Consider the following 18,512-nt stretch of genomic DNA (forward strand, 5'->3'; position numbering starts at 1 on the left):
AAATGGCAGCAATAATGGGACGTGTTGATGGGCGAGATATTTACAGCTATATACTGAAAAATAGCCTTGGAAGTCGGGTCACCGTCCTTAGTTTAGGTGGCATTATCCATGAATTTTCTCTTCTTCATGGCGACAAACGAGTGAATCATGTTCTCTCATTTGATTCAATTGAAGAGTATGTGGAAAATCCTTTTCAGGTGAATAAGCAAATTGGTCGTGTGGCGGGCCGGATTCGCCAGGCTCAGTTTAATCTAGCTGGTAAGGAATATCAGCTAGAACCAAATGCGGGAGCGCATCTCTTACATGGTGGTAGAGATGGTTTATCTACCTGCCATTTTGATTTGGTGGATCAAACTGAAGATTATCTTTTGTTGCATACCTTGCTAACTGAGGAAAGTGATGGTTTTCCAGGAACAATTGATTTGTTGATTTGCTATCACTTATCAGAAGAAAGTGAATTGACTGTTCGCTACAAAGCGAGAACGATTGACGGTCCCACGGTTTTCGACCCTACTCTCCACACCTATTGGAAGCTTAGTGAGCAATTAGCCGCAGCTGAGATTTATGTGGATAGTCAAGCTTGTTTGGAGTTGGATGCGGAGCAGGTACCCACAGGCAATCTAGTGACTCTTCAAGCGGGCGTAGATGATTTATCTCAATGGACAATTGCTCAGTCCTTGACCTTGGACCACGCTTATCTGGTGGATGGGGATATGACAAAACCTTGTGTCGTGGTGCGCGACCAAGAAAAACAAATAGAATTGATGGTTTCAAGTGACCGCAATGGTCTGGTACTTTTTACGGCTAATCCATGTCATCAAGAGGCCCAAGATGCAGGACAATTTAACTGTCTCGCAACAGAGCCACAAACCCTTCCAGATAGCCTTCACCATCCTGAATTTGGGGATATCCGTCTGCAAAAAGGAGAGACCAAAGTGATGACTATGGTCTTTCAGTTAACTGCTTTATCCTCCCAAAACGAAAAGAACCCTTTCTCTTGGATTGAATAATATGGTCAATACCTCATATCTAGCATCAAGGACCTTAGAAGATCTCATCTGGTAGCTAAAGAAATAACAGACATCTTCCCTACTTGACTTAGGGATGCCTGTGGTGCTATCACGTGGAATTAGCGTGAAATTAATAAAGACATAGAAAAAGACAAACTAATTAGAGAGGTTTGGCTTTAGTCTGTCAATAATGTGTCTCTTTTCACTCAAAAAGGTTGACCCAAAAGGTCAACCTTTTTATATGCGAATAAGAGTCAATCTCTTTTCCGTTGAAAATAAAGCGAATATGCAAGTAGTCGTGCTTGAGGTCTTTATCGTTCATAAATTCTTTGGCGTCTTTTTTCACTTGTATCAAATCAATTCCTTGAGCTTGTGCTCCAAAGACACAGCCACAGTAGCATTGGCGGTAAAGATCGTACTCTTCACACATTTCTACAGATCGCTGATAGCCTTTATTTTTTTTGAAATTACTTGGCAAATATTGGGTATCGTAAATCTTTTGGACTTCAATTCCGACAGCATTGATGGTTTGAGAATTTTTATGCGGGCTAATGGTCAAGGGACTGCCGAAATAATCAAATCCGAGCTCGACCGTTTTTTGTGCTGTTTTGTCAAGACGGTAATCATAACAGACACGACAACGATCGCCGCCTTCTGGTTCTTTTTCAAGACCGTGCACGGTTTTGAAAAATTCATTAGGCGTGTAAGGCGCTTCCAAAAATTGAACCGATTGTCCTGTATTTTTATTAAAATCATGGACGAATTTCTGTGTGACATAGCTTCTACGTTCGTATTCGTCTTTTGGGTGGATGTTAGAATTGGCAAAATAAATGGTCACATCACAAAATTGGGTAATATATTCCAAAGTGTAAGTGCTACAAGGAGCGCAACAAACATGCATCAAAACGGTGGGACGTATATCATCTGCCTGCCATTTTTTGACCATGTTTTGCATGACGCGATCATAGTTTACTTTTTGATTCGGATTCATCTGCGTTAAAATATCTTCTACATCAATCATGTGCTTTCCTCGTTTTCTACTAGTTTTAGTTTACCATAAGGAATAGATAAAAGCACGAAGTAGTTGAAATGGGAATTTCTTCCCTTTTTCTTTTGGTCTGAAAGTGGTAAAATAGTACAAATAATAGATCTAGAAAGAGGAGTCGGGATGAAAGAAGTCAATTTAACGGGGGAGGAAGTGGTTGCTCTAACTGCTGAATATATGCCAGAGGATGATGTTATTTTTGTCCATAAGGCTCTGGATTATGCGGTTGAAGCACATAAGGAGCAGTTTCGTAAGTCGGGCGAGCCCTATATCGTACACCCTATTCAGGTAGCAGGGATTTTAGCAGGTCTGCAATTGGATGCGACGACGGTTGCCTGCGGATTTTTGCATGATGTCGTCGAAGACACGGATGTCACTTTAGAGGATATTGAGACAGAATTTAGTCCTGATGTCCGTATGATTGTGGATGGCGTGACCAAGTTAGGGAAGGTCGAATACAAGAGTCACGAAGAGCAACTAGCAGAAAATCACCGAAAAATGCTGATTGCTATGTCTAAAGACATGCGCGTAATCTTGGTCAAACTAGCCGACCGCCTGCACAATATGCGCACTTTGAAGCATTTGCGCAAGGATAAGCAGGAGCGTATTTCAAGAGAAACAATGGAAATCTATGCTCCTTTGGCCCACCGCTTGGGGATATCTTCTATTAAGTGGGAGCTGGAGGATATGGCTTTCCGCTATCTTAACGAGACAGAATTTTATAAGATTACCCACCTCATGCGCGAAAAGCGCCGTGAGCGCGAAGAGTTGGTTGCAGAAGTTGTTGAAAAAATTCAAGCCTACGCACAAGAACGCCATCTCAATGGTCAAGTCAGCGGTCGTCCTAAGCACATTTATTCCATCTATCGGAAGATGCATGACAAGAAAAAGCGTTTCGACCAGCTTTATGATTTGATTGCTATTCGCTGTATTATGGAAACACCAAGCGACGTTTATGCCATGCTGGGTTACATTCATGAGCTCTGGCGTCCAATGCCAGGTCGATTCAAGGATTATATTGCCAATCCCAAAGCCAATGGTTACCAATCCATCCATACGACCGTTTTTGGCCCAAAAGGACCCATTGAATTCCAAATTCGTACGTGGGAAATGCACCAAGTGGCGGAGTATGGGGTGGCAGCTCACTGGGCTTACAAGCGCGGCGGTGATGCGCGGGCTAAGGAAAGTGAGTTGCGCTGGGTCAATAATATGATGGAGCTTCAGCAAGATGCCGCTGGGGACGCCAAGACATTTGTTGATTCGGTCAAAGATGATATTTTCACGGAACGCATTTATGTCTTTACGCCAGATGGTTCCGTGCGAGAGTTACCTAAAGACTCTGTGCCAATTGATTTTGCCTATGAAATCCATACCAAGGTTGGTGAGCGGGCAACGGGAGCGAAAGTCAACGGCCGTATGGTTCCTTTGACGACCAAGTTGAAGACGGGCGACCAAGTGGAAATTGTGACCAATGCTAATTCATTTGGTCCAAGTCGTGACTGGATTAATCTGGTCAAAACTCATAAGGCACGCAATAAAATTCGTCAATTTTTCAAGAATCAGGATAAGGAATTTTCTGTGTCCAAGGGACGTGAACTGATTCAAAATCTTTTGCAGGAAAATGGCTATGTTGCTAACCAATATTTTGATCGCAAACATATGGATGAAGTTCTGCAAAAAACGAGCTACAAAACCGAGGAAGCCCTCTTTGCAGCGGTAGGTTTTGGCGAAATTTCTGCTCAGTCAGTCTTCAATCGTTTGACGGAAAAAGAGCGCCGCGAAGCCGAGCGGGCGCGTGCCAAAGCAGAAGCGGATGAATTAGTCAACGGTGGCGAAGTTAAGCAAGCCAATAATAAAGACTCGCTCAAAATCCGCCACGAAGGCGGAGTTGTCATCGAAGGAGCCTCTGGCTTGCTCATTCGGATTGCCAAATGCTGTAATCCAGTTCCTGGTGATCAGATTGTGGGTTATATTACTAAAGGACGAGGCGTCGCAGTTCACCGCGTAGATTGTATGAATCTTAAGAGTCAGGAAAACGTCGAAGCGCGTCTGATTGATGTCGATTGGGAAGATGATAATTCAACCAAGGAATACATGGCAAATATCGACGTCTACGGTCTCAACCGCCCTGGTCTCCTCAATGACGCCCTTAAAGTATTGACCAATTCTGGCAAGAATATCTCATCGGTCAATGCCCAGCCAACCAAGGATATGAAGTTTGCAACCATTCACGTTTCCTTTGGTATTTCAAACCTGGCTAGCCTAAATAGCCTAGTGGACAAAATCAAATCTGTCCCAGAAGTCTATTCAGTCAAAAGAACGAATGGTTGAAACAATCCGGGGGATTGTTTCAAGTTGGCAATAGGGGCTTGACAAAGTCAAGAGCCCACAAGTTGGCAATAGGCGAAACTAGTCTTTCTATTGTTAGTATTTTTCAAGAAAGGAAACCTTGTGAAAGTTGTTATTCAGCGTGTCACGGAAGCTTCAGTATCCATTGATGGAGCCGTCCATGGTCAGATTGACCATGGGCTCTTGCTCTTAGTTGGTGTTGGTCCAGAAGATTCTCAGGAAGATGTCGACTATGCGGTGCGAAAAATCAGTCAGATGCGGATTTTTTCGGATGCGGATGATAAGATGAATTTATCAGTGCAAGATATAGGCGGAAAAATCCTATCTATTTCCCAATTTACGCTTTTTGCGGAGACTAAAAAAGGAAACCGACCGGCTTTTACTGGCGCGGCTAGTCCGCTACTAGCTAGTCAGCTTTATGATCAATTCAATGACCAGCTGGCGCAACTTGTTCCCGTCGAGCGAGGGATTTTCGGTGCAGATATGCAAGTCAGCCTCATAAATGACGGACCTGTTACCATTTTGTTAGATACAAAAAATCGATGAACTAATAAGAGAAGAGAAAAGAAAATAAAAATCGTTGTAGTCCTTATTTTAGCCCTCTATCTTGCCTTGGTAGCATATAGTGCCATTATAGGCAATCGTGTAGCCAAGATTATCACCACTCGTAATATGGCTCTGACTGTTTTTGCAGTGGTTGTTACCATCGCTTTTACCTATATTTATCTAATGCAAGGTCAAATAGCTGGGCTTTTTGCAATTTCAGGGATTGCCCTCAGTAATGGCATCCACATGCGCCAACGTCCCAACCTCCAGCATCATCTGATCCGAATGGGATGGAATATCTTTCTTCTTGTCCTCCTCTATCTCGTATTTTAAACAGACAAAAAGCATCTCGATGGATGCTTTTTTACTTGCTTTTGATATGGATATATTAAAACACAATCACAAATTTAAAAAATTATAGAAATAGTTTCTTTTTTATTTTAACTTTTTTAAAACTTTGCGAATAGATAATATAGAGAGATATCAACATTTTCTTAAAACTAACCAATAGGTAAAAGTCCGAGTATCTCTGTTTGCTAGCACACTATAGGAGAATAAAAAATGGGATTATTTTTGAAAAACAAATTATATAGAATTTTAACCACATCTCGGATTTTAAATTCGTTCAGTGCCTATATTTATAATATGGTTTTTGTTATCTATGCGGCTAGTCAATACCAATCAAATTTAGCCGTTGCAGCAGCCAACATTATCATGGTTCTTCCGACGCTATTTAGCCTCTGGGTGGGAATTAAGGCAGACCACACCAAGAGAAAGGCTAGCTGCTTGATTTGGACAGCCTTGGTTCAAGCTATCCTCTTCGTTATCATGGCTCTCATTATCAATCAAGGCACCTTAGTTGTTTTCTCCATCGTTTGTTTATTTAATGTTGTATCAGATGTATTGAATGATTATTCTGGGGGGGGCTTCGCCTGCCGATTATGCAGAAAAATGTTGACGAAAAAGACATGATGGAAGCTTATTCTTTCTTACAATTTGTCTCGTTTATTTGTATTTTAGCTGGTCAGGCAACCGGCTTATGGCTACTAGAGATTAGTCAGCAGAATTTTGCCCTCGTTGCTTTGATAAATGGAGCTTGCTTCCTGGTCTCAGGACTCGTTTTGTTTTTCTATAAAAATGAGTTGACTCATGAAACAGTTGCGGATGCTCCCGACCAAACTTTTCTTGAACAGATGAAAGATGCCATTGACAGTATGAGAGTCATCTTTCAGTCAGAAAGTTCTGCTAGCTTTGGCGCAGTACTGGCTTCTGTTCTCCTTTTAAATAGTCTAGGTGGTGCTATTGGTGCAATTTTTAGTATCTATTTCTTGGAGCTATGATCCTTGGAAGCCTTTTTTCGAAAGATTACTTTTCCAAATTGTCTATCCATACAATGATGGTGCTAACTGCACTTGTATTTGCAGGGATGAGCTTCAGTTATATCCTTGGACTCCCAGCTATCGTAGGCGTATTGATTTTGGTTTTCGCTGCTTACTTGACTGGAAAGGTTAATCCTAAAATTGACTCCCCTCTTCTAGCCAATACTGCTCCAGAAATGCTTGCTCGGACCAACAATCTTCTAACTCTTTTGTTTACACTAGCCGTTCCGATTGGGACAGTCTTCTTCTCTAGTCTGGCGACAATTAATATGCTTCTTTGCTGGACCATTTTCTTCTTTTTGAGCCTACTTTCAGTTGTTTTGGCTTTGAAAACCAAGGCTCCAATAGAAAAAGAGGTAGCAACATTGTAACCATTTAAGCATATAAAAAGCATCCGTCAGGATGCTTTTTACTTGTCTTCGACATATAGTTGACTGGCGATGGAAAATGGCAGAGCGAGCTCTTTACCTTTGAACTGCAACGTTAAGGTTTTAGAGAAATCATCACGTGCTACCACAGAAAAGCTATCCCCCATCTCTAAGTGGTGTTGGTCCAGATATTGTAAGAGTTGATAAAAATCATGGACTCGCATCAATCGATAATCGCGCAATTCTGTGACATCTGATAATCGCCTCGAATAGCGTTCCACAAGTGGTTCTCCTGCTTTTGGAATGGTACCGCCATGTGGACAGGTAGTAGGAAAACCTAAGAGCTGGTCAAGCCGGTCAATGAAGTGTGTTGATACAGCATGTTCTAAAATCTCTGCTTCCTCATGGACCTCTTCTGGAGAATATTTCAATTCCTTTACCAAAGAAACTTCAATTAGACGATGTTTGCGGTAAAGATCGGCTACCATTTTAAGTGCTTCTTGGCTTAATCCATAACCGACATTCGTGTCTTTAAAAACTAAGCCTTCCGCCAATAATTTTTTCATCATTTCAGAAACAGCAGGTGCAGAAAATTGCATTTTTTCAGCAATCTGTTTGTTGGTCATGCGCACTTGAGACTGGCCTAATTCATAAATACATTTCAGATAATCTTCTTTATTTGGTGTCATGTTGACTCACTTTCTATAAAAATATTATATCAAAAAATGCTTAAAAAGGTTGACAAGATAATTTTTTTAATATATATTAAATGCAAAGTTAGGTATACCTAATAAATAAAATAACAAAGGTTAATTCAGGAGGATTTATGTTTAAAAAAGTAATAGCCGGTTTTATAGCGGCATTATCCATCTTGTTTTTGGTAGCTTGCGGAGCTAATAAAAACACCAATCATCCATCAGAAAAGCCAGTCGTAACGGTTACAACTTCATTCTTGTATGATATGGTTGATCAGTTGGCGGGCGACTATGTCAAGCGCGAATTGATTATTCCAGCAGGGGAAGATCCACATTTGTACGTTGCTAAAGCGGGCGATTTGAAGAAATTACAAGAAGCCGATCTCGTGCTTTATCATGGACTTCATTTTGAAGGGAAAATGGTTGATGCTCTGGAACAAGGTGGAGTAGCCGTATCCAAGGACTTCAAAAAATCAGATATCGGAACCATGGATGAAGATGGCGAAAGTGTTGTGGATCCCCATTTCTGGTTTGATATTACTCCCTACAAATCAGCAGTGCAAGTTGCCTCAGAAGAATTGCAAAAACTCATCCCAGATAAACAATCAGCTATTTCTAAAAATACGAAAGATTACCTAGCTGAATTGGATAGGTTGGACGCTTGGAACAAAGAGCAGTTGGCAGCTGTACCCCAAAATAGCCGTTATTTAGTTACCCCGCATGATGCCTTTAATTATTTTGCGCGTGCTTATGGTTTCACGCTCTATGCTCCACAAGGAGTTAGCACGGATTCCGAAGTTGCCAATAGCGACATGATTGAAACTGTTAACTTGATTATTGAGCATAACATTAAGGCAATCTTTACCGAGTCAACTACAAATCCAGAGCGCATGGAAAAACTTCAAGAAGCGGTTGCGGCTAAAGGCAGTCAAGTTGAAGTTGTAACAGGTGAAGGTAAGGAATTATTCTCTGACTCGTTAGCGGACACTTCGGCTTTCTCTATTTTCCACATATAAGTGAGGGGTTAGCGACTTCTCTAGAAAGAACAATAATGAAATCAGCTCTTGAATTGACAAATGTAAGTGTCAACTATGGCACCGTTTCGGCTTTGGAGGGGGTCAATCTCACCATCCCCAAAGGGAGTCGCACAGCAATCGTGGGACCAACCTATATTCCGCAAAGCAATCAGGTCAATTGGCAATTTCCGGCTACTGTTTTTGAGATTGTTTTAATGGGACGCTTCGCTCATATCGAGGGCTGGCTCAAGCAGCCAAGTAAGCTGGATCGGGAAATGGCACATGCTGCTCTTGAAAAAATGAATTTACAGGATTTAGCTCACCGGCAGATTGACCAGTTGTCTGGCGGCCAGCGTCAGCGAGTTTTTATTGCACGGGCATTGGCTCAGGAGGCAGAATTGTACTTAATGGATGAGCCTTTAGCGGGAATTGATCGTTTGACAGAAACCATTATTATGGATACTTTAAAAAATTTTCAAAAAGAAGGAAAAACATCCATCGTAGTTCATCACGATTTGACGAGTTTGAATACCTATTTTGATTATTTGGTTTGGGTCAATCGTCGAGTCATTGCTAGCGGAGATATGACAACTACGCTTACGACAGAGCATTATCAGGAGGCCTATGGTGTGGTGGATCGAATTTTTTTAACCAACGAGGGAGGACATGACGGTGTTTGAGCTTTTGCAGGATTATTCCTTCTGGACAGTTGCCTTAGGAACCTGTTTTCTAGCGCTTTCTGCCAGTATGATAGGAACGATTAGCGTTTTAACCAAGCAGAGTTTGATAGGGGATAGCTTGGGTCATGCAGCCTATCCAGGAGTGATTTTCTCCTTTATCGTCTTTCAGTCGCGAAATCCATTTCTTCTCATGTTAGGAGCGGTGGTATCGGGTTATCTTTCTTATGGACTGGTCCAGTTGGTCAAGCGACATAGCCAACATAGCTTGATCAATATTCTGGCCTTAAGCTGCTTTCATTCAATTAGACGATGTTTGGTTAATTTGTCTGGTAGCAGCTCTATGCCTCCTAATTTTTTTCCTCAACTATCAATCATTTAAAATCTATCTTTTTGACGAGAAATTTGCTCAGTTAGGTGGTAGGGGCGGTGCTTATGAGTAGCTTTTTGATTGCGCCAGCGATTTTGGGGCTCTTGTTAGGCCCTGTTTATCGTCGCGTCCTGCAATTATCGGCTATCAGCGCTTGCCTATCTGCTTTTATCGGAACTTGGGTGAGCTCTGCCATTTCCGGGCTCTCTACTGGACCAAGTATTATCGTTTGTATGACAGTGACGACTTTGCTTGCTTTTTCTTATGTAACCTATGTGCGAAAGGAGAATGGACATGCTTGAAGTTTGGTGTATTATGGTGATGGTTGCCATGTCTTGTAGCATGATTGGATCACTTCTGGTCTTGCGGAATCAATCCATGCTGGCGGATGCCATGTCACACTCGGTCTTACTAGGGATTGTCCTTGGTTTTTTCATCAGTAATAGCTTAGAATCGCCTCTGTTGGTATTGGGTGCGACGTTTTTTGGAGTGCTAGCTGTTTTGGCAATTGATTTATTGCACAGTCAGAAAGTCAATCATGATGCGGCCACAGGTCTCGTCTTTTCTTTCTTTTTTGCTTTGGCAGTCATTTTGATCTCTCTTTTTGCGCGCAATGTGCATTTGGATGTGGACATGGTACTGATGGGAGAAGTCTTATTTGCTCCCTTGCATCGGATGGATATTTTTGGAATCAGTCTATCAGTATCCATGATAAAAACGGGTGTGACATTGCTCCTCAATAGCTTTTTCTTCGCGTTCTTTTATCGGCCTTTATCGCTCTTTCTCTTGGACAAAACGCAGGCTCGCCTGACGGGTCTACCTGTTAAAAAATTGCAGTTTCTGATTTTGCTTTTGGTGGCCTTGACAACGGTTTTATCCTTTGACGCTATTGGTTCTATGACGGTTATTGTCTTTTTAGTTGCACCAGCTATGACAGCATTGTCTTGGGTTGGCTCATTTCAGCAACTCTTACTTGGAGGACTTGCTGTCGCTTTGGTGAATGCGAGCACAGGATTTTTCATTGGCTATCAGTTGGACTTGACCATGTCAGGATCTTGTGCAGTAGTCAGTCTAGTCGTTTTCTGTTCCAGCGTTGTATTGCAAAAATTACGCACAAGCTGTGGATAAGTGCTTTTATATTACGTGAAATTTTTCAAGAATTTTGTTGAAAATATATTCTTCGATAGTGGAATGGTTATCTTTCTTGAGACGGCTGCCCATGACTTTCCAAGGAATAGGATTTTCCATTGGAATAGCAACAATATCTTGTAAGACATAGTTATCAACCGTTGGTTTGGGAATAATGGTCATCAGTTGTGGATTGATACGAGTCGAATTCACTAGAAAATCCCATGAGGCAGACTCCAAAACGATTTGAAGATTGATATCCGTGTATTTGCATTTTTCCTTTATTAAATGGTGAATCATGAAAGTCTTATCAAATATAGCCAATTTTTCATTGTGGAGCTCTGCCCAAGTCAGGCTTTTTTATTGGCTAAATGGTGTTCCTTGGAGACGAATGCGCAGAGTTCTGATTCTTGGATTTGGAAAGAATCAATAGTGTTTGCGGCAATTCGTTCAGGATGGAGAAGAACAGCGATGTCGACATTCTCTAAAATTAGGTCTTGACGCAGTCGATTGGCCCCATATTCCTTGATATTGAAGTGAATGTTAGGATTTTCCAGAATGATTTCAGGCATGATTTTCGAAGATACAACCGATAAAATCAATGGAGGAATACCGATGGTGATATTGCCCTCAATCTTTTGATCTGTAGCGAAAAGATTTTGATGCATTTTATCATACTTTCGAATGACTTCTAGAGACTCTTCGTAAAATTGTTTCCCTGTCATGGTCAAGCCTAGAATCTTATTGTATTTTTTATTGAAGAGCTTGATACCCTGTTTCTCCTCAAAATCGTTGATCATGATACTGAGAGCAGGTTGTGAAATATAAAGTTGTTGAGCAGTACGGCTCAGATTGAAATTATTTTCCACAATGGCAATAAAGAAACGCAAGTGTTTGATATCCATAATTTTTATCAGTCTCTCTACCTATTAATATTACGGACAATTTTTGTAGCCGTCAATCAAAATGATAAAAATTTTTTATAATCATAATAAAAAAACGAATTTCACAAACGCTTTCATCCGCGATAAAATAAAACCAGGAACAAGAAAACGCTTTCTGGTAAAACTTAAGATTGGAGAATCACACATTGGTTAAAGAAGTCGTTATCACAACAGCCGTGCGAACCCCCATTGGTTCATTTGGCGGAGCCTTCAAGTCAGTCTCAGCTGTTCAATTGGGAAAAGTGGTTGTAGAGGCCTTACTAGAAAAATCAGGTTTAGAACCTAAGCAAATCGACGAAGTTATCTTCGGAAACGTCCTTCATGCAGGACTGGGTCAAAATGTTGCCAGACAAGTAGCGGTAACGGCGGGGATTCCTAATGATAAGCCTGCCTTCACTGTGGATATGGTGTGTGGTTCTGGTCTCAAATCCATCGAATTAGCGGCTCAAAGCATTATCTGTGGGGATTCAGATATCGTCATCGCTGGTGGTGCTGAAAACATGAGCCAAACGAGCTATGTCCTTAAAGATTACCGTTGGGGCGGTCGTTTGGGCGATGGAAAAATCATCGATACTATGGTAAACGATGGCTTGACAGATGCCTTTCATGATTATCACATGGGGATCACGGCAGAAAATATTGCAAAAAATTATGATATCAGTCGCGAAGCACAAGATACATTTGCATTGGCTAGTCAGGAAAAAGCTGCCGCTGCGCAAGCCGCTGGTCGTTTCGTAGAGGAAATCGTTCCAGTGCCAGTACCGCAACGCAAAGGCGATCCAATCTTGGTTACAGAAGATGAGTACATCAAACCTGGGACAACACTTGAAAAATTAGCAGCTCTTCGTCCAGCTTTTGTTCGTGACGGTTCAGGAACTGTTACCGCAGGAAACGCTTCAGGAATCAATGATGGTGCAGCAGCTGTTCTTCTCATGAGCCGTGACAAGGCTGAAGAACTTGGTCTTCCAATCTTGGGCTCTATTAAAGGTTATGCAAGTGCTGGTGTCGCACCAGAAGTAATGGGGACTGGCCCAATTACTTCTACTCAAAAAGCTCTTGCTAAAGTTGGTTGGACTGTGGAAGACTTAGATTTGGTGGAAGCCAATGAAGCTTTCGCTTCACAAGCTATCAGTGTTGTAGACGAACTCGGCCTTAATGCAGATATTGTCAACGTCAACGGTGGGGCAATAGCTCTTGGTCATCCGATCGGCGCTAGTGGTGCGCGTATCTTGGTAACACTATTGCACGAGATGGAAAAACGTCAAGCGCATAAAGGTTTGGCAACACTCTGTATTGGTGGCGGTCAAGGAACGTCTGTATTGATTGAAAAATAAAAAGGAGGATAGTTTCATGAATAAACGAATTAGCATTGAAGAAGCTGTCAACCTTGTAAAAGACGGCGATACCATCATGGTTGGTGGTTTCATGACAAATGGAACGCCGGAACGCTTAATTGACGCTTTAGTAGAAAAAGGAGTTAAAGATTTAACTCTCATCTGTAACGACGCAGGTTTCCCTGACAAGGGAGTTGGTAAAATGGTGGCACAACACCAATTCTGGAAAATCATTGCTTCTCACATCGGATTGAACAAAGAAGCTGGACGTCAAATGACTTCTGGTGAAACAGTCATTGACTTGGTGCCACAAGGAACCTTAGCAGAACGTATTCGTGCGGGAGCTTTTGGACTTGGGGGATTCTTGACCCCAACAGGTATCGGGACCTTAGTAGAAGAAGGCAAGCAAAAATTGCATGTCAATGACAAAGATTACCTTCTAGAATTGCCTTTGAAAGCAGATGTAGCTTTGATTTTTGCGGATAAAGCTGATGACTTAGGAAACTTGTGCTACAAGGGTTCTGAAAATAATTTCAACCAAGTTATGGCAGCCAATGCAGAAATTACGATCGTTGAAGCACGTGAAATTGTGCCAATCGGGGATATTGAACCAATTGCGGTCCAAACACCAAGCATCTTTGTCAATTATCTAGTGGAAGGGGAGTGAGTGTCATTATGAAAGAATTGAGTAAAGAAGAAATTCAAGAACGCATTGCGAGACGAGTGGCACAAGAACTTCCAAATAACTCCTTGGTTAACTTGGGAATCGGCTTGCCAACAAAAGTAGCTAGCTTCTTGCCAGAAGGCATTACAATCATGTTGCAATCTGAAAATGGTTTTGTCGGCTTGGATAAAGCAGGCGATGAAATTGACCCAACGATTGTCAATGCTGGTGGTCAGCCAGTAGGTATTGTATCCGGTGGAGCTTTCTTTGATAGTACAACTTCATTTGGTATCATTCGTGGTGGTCACGTAGATGCTACTGTCCTTGGTGCTTTACAAATTGATGAAAAAGGGAACATCGCAAACTATCTGATTCCAGGAAAAATGGTTCCAGGAATGGGTGGTGCCATGGACTTACTAGTTGGTGCTAAAAAAGTAATCGTAGCTATGGAACATACCAATAAAGGGAAATGGAAAATCTTGAAAGAGTGCTCGTTGCCTTTGACGGCAGCAGGGGTTGTCGACAAGATTGTCACAGAAATGGGTGTCTTCACAGTTACTCCAGAGGGAATCGCGGTAGAAGAAATTCATCCAGATTATACCTTTGAAGAAGTCCAAGAAGCAACAGAAGCAACATTGATTTATAATAAATAACAGAGAACAACATTAAACAAGATAAGTGAGGAAATAAATATGTTTAAACAAGTAGTATTCGTAACAGGTGCAGCAAGCGGTATCGGTAAACAAATTGGTGAAACATTCTTGAAAGAAGGAAAAATTGTTGTCTTCTCAGATATCAACCAAGAAAAATTGGATGCCGTTGTTGATGAGTACACAACACAAGGCTTAGCAGCTGACTCTGTTTTGTGTGACGTAACAAACGAAGAAGCAATCAACAAAGCCATTGACTACACAGTTGAAAAACATGGTCGTTTGGATATCTTAGTCAACAATGCAGGTTTGCAACACGTTGCTATGATTGAAGATTTCCCAACAGCAAAATATGAATTTATGTTGAAAGTCATGCTGACAGCACCATTTATCGCTATCAAGCGTGCTTTCCCAACTATGAAAAAACAAGGCTTCGGTCGTGTAATCAACATGGCTTCTATCAATGGTGTAATCGGTTTTGCCGGTAAAGCAGCTTACAACTCAGCTAAGCATGGTTTGATCGGTTTGACAAAAGTTGCAGCGCTTGAAGCAGCAGATTCAGGAATCACTGTTAATGCTATCTGCTCAGGCTATGTGGACACACCACTCGTTCGTGATCAATTCGAAGACCTCTCTAAAACACGCAACATTCCACTTGAAAATGTATTGGAACAAGTATTGTACCCATTGGTACCACAAAAACGCTTGATTGACGTGCAAGAAATCGCTGACTATGTATCTTTCCTTGCAAGCGACAAGGCAAAAGGAGTTACTGGTCAACCAGTTATCTTGGATGGCGGTTACACTGCTCAATAAGAGCATTCCATTCAGTGGGAAATAGGAGAATAAGGGATAGAGTGACATTCCTCTATCCCTTGCTCCATCTTAGTATGAGAGGGGAAATATTATGGAATTTTTAGGACCGATTGGGGTCTTGCTAGGCATTATTGCCATCATTTATTTTTCGCTAAAGGAAATTCATATCACTGTTGCGGCTCCTATGGCAACTATCTTGGTTGTTCTTCTAAATAGTATGCCGCTGGTTGAGTCAATCTTAGGCAAGGAACCAAACAACTATATGGGTGCACTCGGTGGCTATGTCATGAGCTACTTTGCCATCTTCTTGCTGGGTAAAAAGTCGGTTATCAAAATCCATACCGTATCTTGGTAGCCATCTTTATCATCAGCGCCATTTTGACTTATGGCGGTATCAGCCTTTTCGTGGTTATGTTTGCTGTCCTACCATTGGCGAGATCCCTCTTTAAAAAGATGGACTTATCATGGAATCTTATTCAAGCGCCGCTTTGGTTGGGAATTGCGACCTTTACCATGACCATCTTGCCTGGTACACCAGCTATTCAAAACGTTATTCCTATCCAATACCTCAATACTTCTGGCAGCAGGTGAAAACTATGCGACTTACACTAATCAAACAGAAGAAGACACAACTGATAAAATCTTGCCACCATTTGTAGCCAGCATTTTACCTTTGGCACTCTTGATTGTTGTCGCTATCACAGGGAGTCTACTAGGTGATGAGTTTGTTAAGAAAAATATCATTTATGTGGCGCTCTTGACAGGGATTATTTCAGCTATCGTTCTATTTAATAAGTATATTGATAAGAAAATTGCGACTCTCAGCATCGGTGCAAGTGGTGCGGTTGGACCAATCTTTGCGACAGCCTCTGCAGTAGCCTTTGGTTCTGTGGTTATGGTAGCGCCTGGTTTTGGAGTATTCTCAGATGTCATCTTGAACATTCCTGGACCACCTGTTATCAGTTTGACTGTCTTGACTTCAGCTATGTCAGCTATTACAGGTTCATCATCAGGAGCCTTAGGTATTGTCATGCCAAACTTCGCCCAATACTATTTGGATGCCGGAGTTTCACCGGAAATGATTCACCGTGTGGCGGCTGTTGCTTCTAATATTTTGCCCATCGTACCACAATCTGGCGTCTTTTTAACCTTCTTGAGCCTCACTGGTCTCAATCACAAAAATGGCTTCAAACAAACCTTTATCACGGTTTTTGGTAGTACTTTGGTGGCCGAAATTATCATTATTTTAACTGGCCTGTTCTTTTAATCCGCAGTAGATCGATGGGAGACCATCGGTCTATTGTTTTGCTCTGAAAAACATACTGAATAGATTGGAATGTGCTATAATAAGCCTATGAAATTTACACAAGAAGAAAAAGAATATTTTATGCGAGAGGCTTTGAAGGAAGCTGGAAAGTCTCTACAAAAGGAAGAAATTCCCATAGGGTGTGTTATTGTAAAAGAAGGACGCATTATCGGTCGAGGACACAACGCGCGTGAAGAACTGGGTCAAGCAATCATGCATGCGGAAATCATGGCCATTAATGAAGCCAATGCAAGAGAGCAGAATTGGCGTTTACTAGATAGTACTCTTTTTGTGACGATCGAGCCTTGTGTTATGTGTAGCGGAGCCATTGGGCTTGCTCGTATCCCACAGGTCATCTATGGCGCAGCTAATCAAAAATTTGGTGGAGCTGAGAGTCTCTATCAGATTTTGACGGATGAGCGTCTCAATCATCGAGTAGAGGTTGAAACGGGTGTTTTAGAGGAGGAATGTGCGCAGATAATGCAGGATTTCTTCCGCCAAGGACGAGAGAAAAAGAAAGCTGCTAAACAGGCAGCCAAAGAGCAGGCAGGTACGTCGCTTGCATAATGAAGAGTTTATGGTATAATAAATAGCGGAGCAACATTTCTGCGTGAAGCGGGTCAGGGGAGGAATCCAGCAGCCCTAAGCGAGTGTGAGGTGTGTGCTCTTTTTTTGTATGAAATATGGTTGAGACTTAACAAAGTACTTGATAAAATACAGATAAAACGGTATCATAAAGTATTGAAATCGGAGGTTTACAATGACACATATTAAATTTGATTATTCAAAAGTACTAGATCAATTTGTAGCGCCGCATGAGCTGGATTATATGCAGATGCATATAACTGCTGCGGATGCAGCTCTACGTGAAGGTACTGGTCCTGGTGCAGAAATGTTGGGCTGGCTTGATCTACCTGAAAATTACGATAAAGAAGAATTTGCTCGTATCCAAGAAGCAGCTAAAAAAATTCAATCAGATAGCGAAGTCTTGGTTGTAATTGGGATCGGTGGTTCTTATCTTGGTGCGCGTGCAGCGATTGATTTCTTGAACACTTCATTTGCTAACCTGCAATCAAAAGAAGAACGTAAAGCACCACAAATTTTATACGCAGGAAACTCAATTTCTTCTAACTACTTGGCAGATCTTGTAGATTATGTAGCAGATAAAGACTTCTCTGTGAACGTGATTTCAAAATCAGGGACAACAACAGAACCAGCGATTGCTTTCCGTGTATTTAAAGAACTTTTGGTTAAAAAATACGGTAAAGAAGAAGCAAACAAACGCATTTATGCAACAACAGACCGCCAAAAAGGTGCTGTTAAAGTAGAAGCAGATGCCAACGGTTGGGAAACTTTTGTCGTTCCAGATAGTGTTGGTGGACGTTTCACAGTCTTGACAGCAGTTGGTCTATTACCAATTGCGGCTTCAGGTGCAGATATTACTGCTCTTATGGAAGGTGCCAATGCGGCTCGTCAAGTTTACTCGTCAAATAAAATTGCAGAAAATGAAGCTTACCAATATGCTGTTATCCGTAATGTCCTTTACAGAAAAGGTTATGTGACAGAAGTATTGGCAAACTATGAGCCATCACTTCAATACTTTAGCGAATGGTGGAAACAATTAGCTGGTGAGTCAGAAGGAAAAGACCAAAAAGGTATTTACCCAACTTCAGCTAACTTCTCAACAGACTTGCACTCTCTTGGTCAATTTATCCAAGAAGGCTACCGCAATATGTTTGAAACAGTTGTCCGTGTGGATAAACCGCGCAAAAATATCACTATTCCTACAGAAGAAGCAGACCTTGATGGTCTTGGCTACTTGCAAGGAAAAGATGTGGACTTTGTAAATAAAAAAGCAACAGACGGTGTACTTTTGGCCCATACTGATGGTGGTGTGCCAAATATGTTCCTTACGTTGCCAGCTCAAGATGAATTCACACTTGGTTATGTGATCTACTTCTTTGAAATCGCAATTGGCTTGTCAGGTTACCTCAATGGTGTCAATCCATTTGACCAACCAGGTGTAGAAGCTTACAAGAAAAACATGTTTGCTCTCCTTGGCAAACCAGGTTTTGAAGAGCTTGCAGCAGAATTGAACGGTCGTCTTTAATCGTTAGAAATAGTCAACCCCAGCCAGAAATGGTTGGGGTTTTTGTGTTGAAATTAGTCAAGAAAAATTTTCTAAGTTGTAAAAAAGAGTGTCTTAATTATCCTT

General features: G+C 41.6%; 21 protein-coding genes, 1 other RNA gene and 2 pseudogenes. 21 read left to right on the top strand and 3 right to left on the bottom strand.

The genetic code is table 11. From position 1 onward, the window contains the following. Positions 1-2: 2 nt before the first annotated feature. Entirely contained in the window at positions 3-1,010 is a 1,008-nt protein-coding gene (locus AEX56_RS05925) for an aldose epimerase family protein (RefSeq protein ID WP_053351183.1), read from the top strand. A 202-nt stretch (positions 1,011-1,212) separates the two neighbouring features. On the opposite strand, the gene AEX56_RS05930 is transcribed toward AEX56_RS05925, so the two are convergent. Then, positions 1,213-2,031, bottom strand: coding sequence for an epoxyqueuosine reductase QueH (locus AEX56_RS05930; RefSeq protein WP_049618332.1), 819 nt, complete (start codon positions 2,029-2,031; stop codon positions 1,213-1,215). 147 nt (positions 2,032-2,178) lie between these two features. On the opposite strand from AEX56_RS05930, the gene AEX56_RS05935 reads away from it, so the two are divergent. The 6 genes from AEX56_RS05935 to AEX56_RS09050 all read left to right on the top strand — a co-directional run bounded on the left by AEX56_RS05935 (position 2,179) and on the right by AEX56_RS09050 (position 6,700). Continuing rightward, entirely contained in the window at positions 2,179-4,386 is a 2,208-nt protein-coding gene (locus tag AEX56_RS05935; protein WP_049618333.1) for a RelA/SpoT family protein, read from the top strand. 120 nt (positions 4,387-4,506) lie between these two features. Continuing rightward, on the top strand, positions 4,507-4,950 hold the full coding sequence (gene dtd, locus AEX56_RS05940) for a D-aminoacyl-tRNA deacylase (RefSeq protein WP_049618334.1): 444 nt from the start codon (positions 4,507-4,509) through the stop codon (positions 4,948-4,950). Positions 4,951-5,016: 66 nt separating this feature from the next. Next, a complete protein-coding gene (locus AEX56_RS05945) occupies positions 5,017-5,283 on the top strand; it encodes a hypothetical protein (protein WP_236683009.1) in 267 nt (88 codons plus the stop codon). Between the two features lie 312 nt (positions 5,284-5,595). After that, entirely contained in the window at positions 5,596-5,922 is a 327-nt protein-coding gene (locus tag AEX56_RS09040) for a hypothetical protein (RefSeq protein WP_236683010.1), read from the top strand. After that, entirely contained in the window at positions 5,892-6,290 is a 399-nt protein-coding gene (locus tag AEX56_RS09045; protein ID WP_236683011.1) for a hypothetical protein, read from the top strand. Before AEX56_RS09040 ends, AEX56_RS09045 begins: the two co-directional genes overlap by 31 nt. Positions 6,291-6,376: 86 nt before the next feature. Next, complete coding sequence (locus AEX56_RS09050) at positions 6,377-6,700, top strand: hypothetical protein (protein WP_236683012.1); 324 nt, start codon at positions 6,377-6,379, stop codon at positions 6,698-6,700. A 38-nt stretch (positions 6,701-6,738) separates the two neighbouring features. On the opposite strand, the gene AEX56_RS05965 is transcribed toward AEX56_RS09050, so the two are convergent. Continuing rightward, a complete protein-coding gene (locus tag AEX56_RS05965) occupies positions 6,739-7,386 on the bottom strand; it encodes a metal-dependent transcriptional regulator (protein WP_049618339.1) in 648 nt (215 codons plus the stop codon). A gap of 137 nt (positions 7,387-7,523) precedes the next feature. Between AEX56_RS05965 and AEX56_RS05970 the strand changes: the two genes are divergently transcribed. Genes AEX56_RS05970 through AEX56_RS05985 form a run of 6 tightly spaced genes read left to right on the top strand, consistent with a single transcriptional unit; the run spans position 7,524 to position 10,583 of the window. Continuing rightward, positions 7,524-8,408 (top strand): metal ABC transporter solute-binding protein, Zn/Mn family, encoded by an 885-nt coding sequence (locus tag AEX56_RS05970; RefSeq protein WP_049618340.1) that lies wholly within the window; start codon positions 7,524-7,526, stop codon positions 8,406-8,408. 35 nt (positions 8,409-8,443) lie between these two features. Continuing rightward, positions 8,444-9,088: a metal ABC transporter ATP-binding protein gene (locus AEX56_RS05975; RefSeq protein ID WP_049618341.1), complete on the top strand. Its 645-nt coding sequence runs from the start codon at positions 8,444-8,446 to the stop codon at positions 9,086-9,088. Then, positions 9,075-9,467, top strand: a complete 393-nt coding sequence (locus AEX56_RS09275; protein ID WP_269082028.1) for a metal ABC transporter permease — start codon at positions 9,075-9,077, stop codon at positions 9,465-9,467. Before AEX56_RS05975 ends, AEX56_RS09275 begins: the two co-directional genes overlap by 14 nt. After that, positions 9,439-9,528 carry a hypothetical protein gene (locus tag AEX56_RS09280; protein WP_269082031.1) on the top strand — a complete coding sequence of 30 codons (90 nt, stop codon included), beginning with the start codon at positions 9,439-9,441 and terminating at the stop codon, positions 9,526-9,528. Before AEX56_RS09275 ends, AEX56_RS09280 begins: the two co-directional genes overlap by 29 nt. Further along, complete coding sequence (locus AEX56_RS09285) at positions 9,521-9,757, top strand: metal ABC transporter permease (RefSeq protein ID WP_269082029.1); 237 nt, start codon at positions 9,521-9,523, stop codon at positions 9,755-9,757. The genes AEX56_RS09280 and AEX56_RS09285 overlap by 8 nt, the downstream gene beginning before the upstream one ends. Next, the gene (locus AEX56_RS05985) at positions 9,750-10,583 is read left to right on the top strand and encodes a metal ABC transporter permease (protein WP_049618342.1); all 834 of its coding nucleotides are present in this window, start codon (positions 9,750-9,752) and stop codon (positions 10,581-10,583) included. Before AEX56_RS09285 ends, AEX56_RS05985 begins: the two co-directional genes overlap by 8 nt. Positions 10,584-10,589: 6 nt before the next feature. Here AEX56_RS05985 and AEX56_RS05990 read toward each other — a convergent pair. Then, positions 10,590-11,488 (bottom strand): annotated as a pseudogene (locus tag AEX56_RS05990) (LysR family transcriptional regulator). Positions 11,489-11,673: 185 nt separating this feature from the next. Here AEX56_RS05990 and AEX56_RS05995 point away from each other — a divergent pair. The 8 genes and pseudogenes from AEX56_RS05995 to AEX56_RS06025 all read left to right on the top strand — a co-directional run bounded on the left by AEX56_RS05995 (position 11,674) and on the right by AEX56_RS06025 (position 18,407). Further along, on the top strand, positions 11,674-12,861 hold the full coding sequence (locus tag AEX56_RS05995) for an acetyl-CoA C-acetyltransferase (protein WP_049618343.1): 1,188 nt from the start codon (positions 11,674-11,676) through the stop codon (positions 12,859-12,861). Positions 12,862-12,877: 16 nt separating this feature from the next. Next, positions 12,878-13,528 (top strand): CoA transferase subunit A, encoded by a 651-nt coding sequence (locus AEX56_RS06000; protein WP_049618544.1) that lies wholly within the window; start codon positions 12,878-12,880, stop codon positions 13,526-13,528. 5 nt (positions 13,529-13,533) lie between these two features. Beyond that, on the top strand, positions 13,534-14,178 hold the full coding sequence (locus AEX56_RS06005; protein WP_049618545.1) for a 3-oxoacid CoA-transferase subunit B: 645 nt from the start codon (positions 13,534-13,536) through the stop codon (positions 14,176-14,178). Positions 14,179-14,217: 39 nt separating this feature from the next. After that, positions 14,218-14,991 carry a 3-hydroxybutyrate dehydrogenase gene (locus AEX56_RS06010; protein ID WP_049618344.1) on the top strand — a complete coding sequence of 258 codons (774 nt, stop codon included), beginning with the start codon at positions 14,218-14,220 and terminating at the stop codon, positions 14,989-14,991. Between the two features lie 91 nt (positions 14,992-15,082). Further along, a pseudogene (locus tag AEX56_RS06015) lies at positions 15,083-16,258 on the top strand (GntP family permease). Positions 16,259-16,345: 87 nt separating this feature from the next. Beyond that, complete coding sequence (gene tadA, locus AEX56_RS06020) at positions 16,346-16,864, top strand: tRNA adenosine(34) deaminase TadA (protein ID WP_131542225.1); 519 nt, start codon at positions 16,346-16,348, stop codon at positions 16,862-16,864. A gap of 17 nt (positions 16,865-16,881) precedes the next feature. Continuing rightward, positions 16,882-16,977: signal recognition particle sRNA small type (ffs, locus tag AEX56_RS08285), an RNA gene on the top strand. An 80-nt stretch (positions 16,978-17,057) separates the two neighbouring features. Next, complete coding sequence (locus AEX56_RS06025) at positions 17,058-18,407, top strand: glucose-6-phosphate isomerase (RefSeq protein WP_049618346.1); 1,350 nt, start codon at positions 17,058-17,060, stop codon at positions 18,405-18,407. The last annotated feature ends 105 nt before the right edge of the window (positions 18,408-18,512 follow it).

Origin of the sequence: Streptococcus sp. X13SY08 (genome assembly GCF_001182825.2) — a bacterium.
In the GTDB taxonomy this organism is placed as follows: Bacteria; Bacillota; Bacilli; order Lactobacillales; family Streptococcaceae; genus Streptococcus.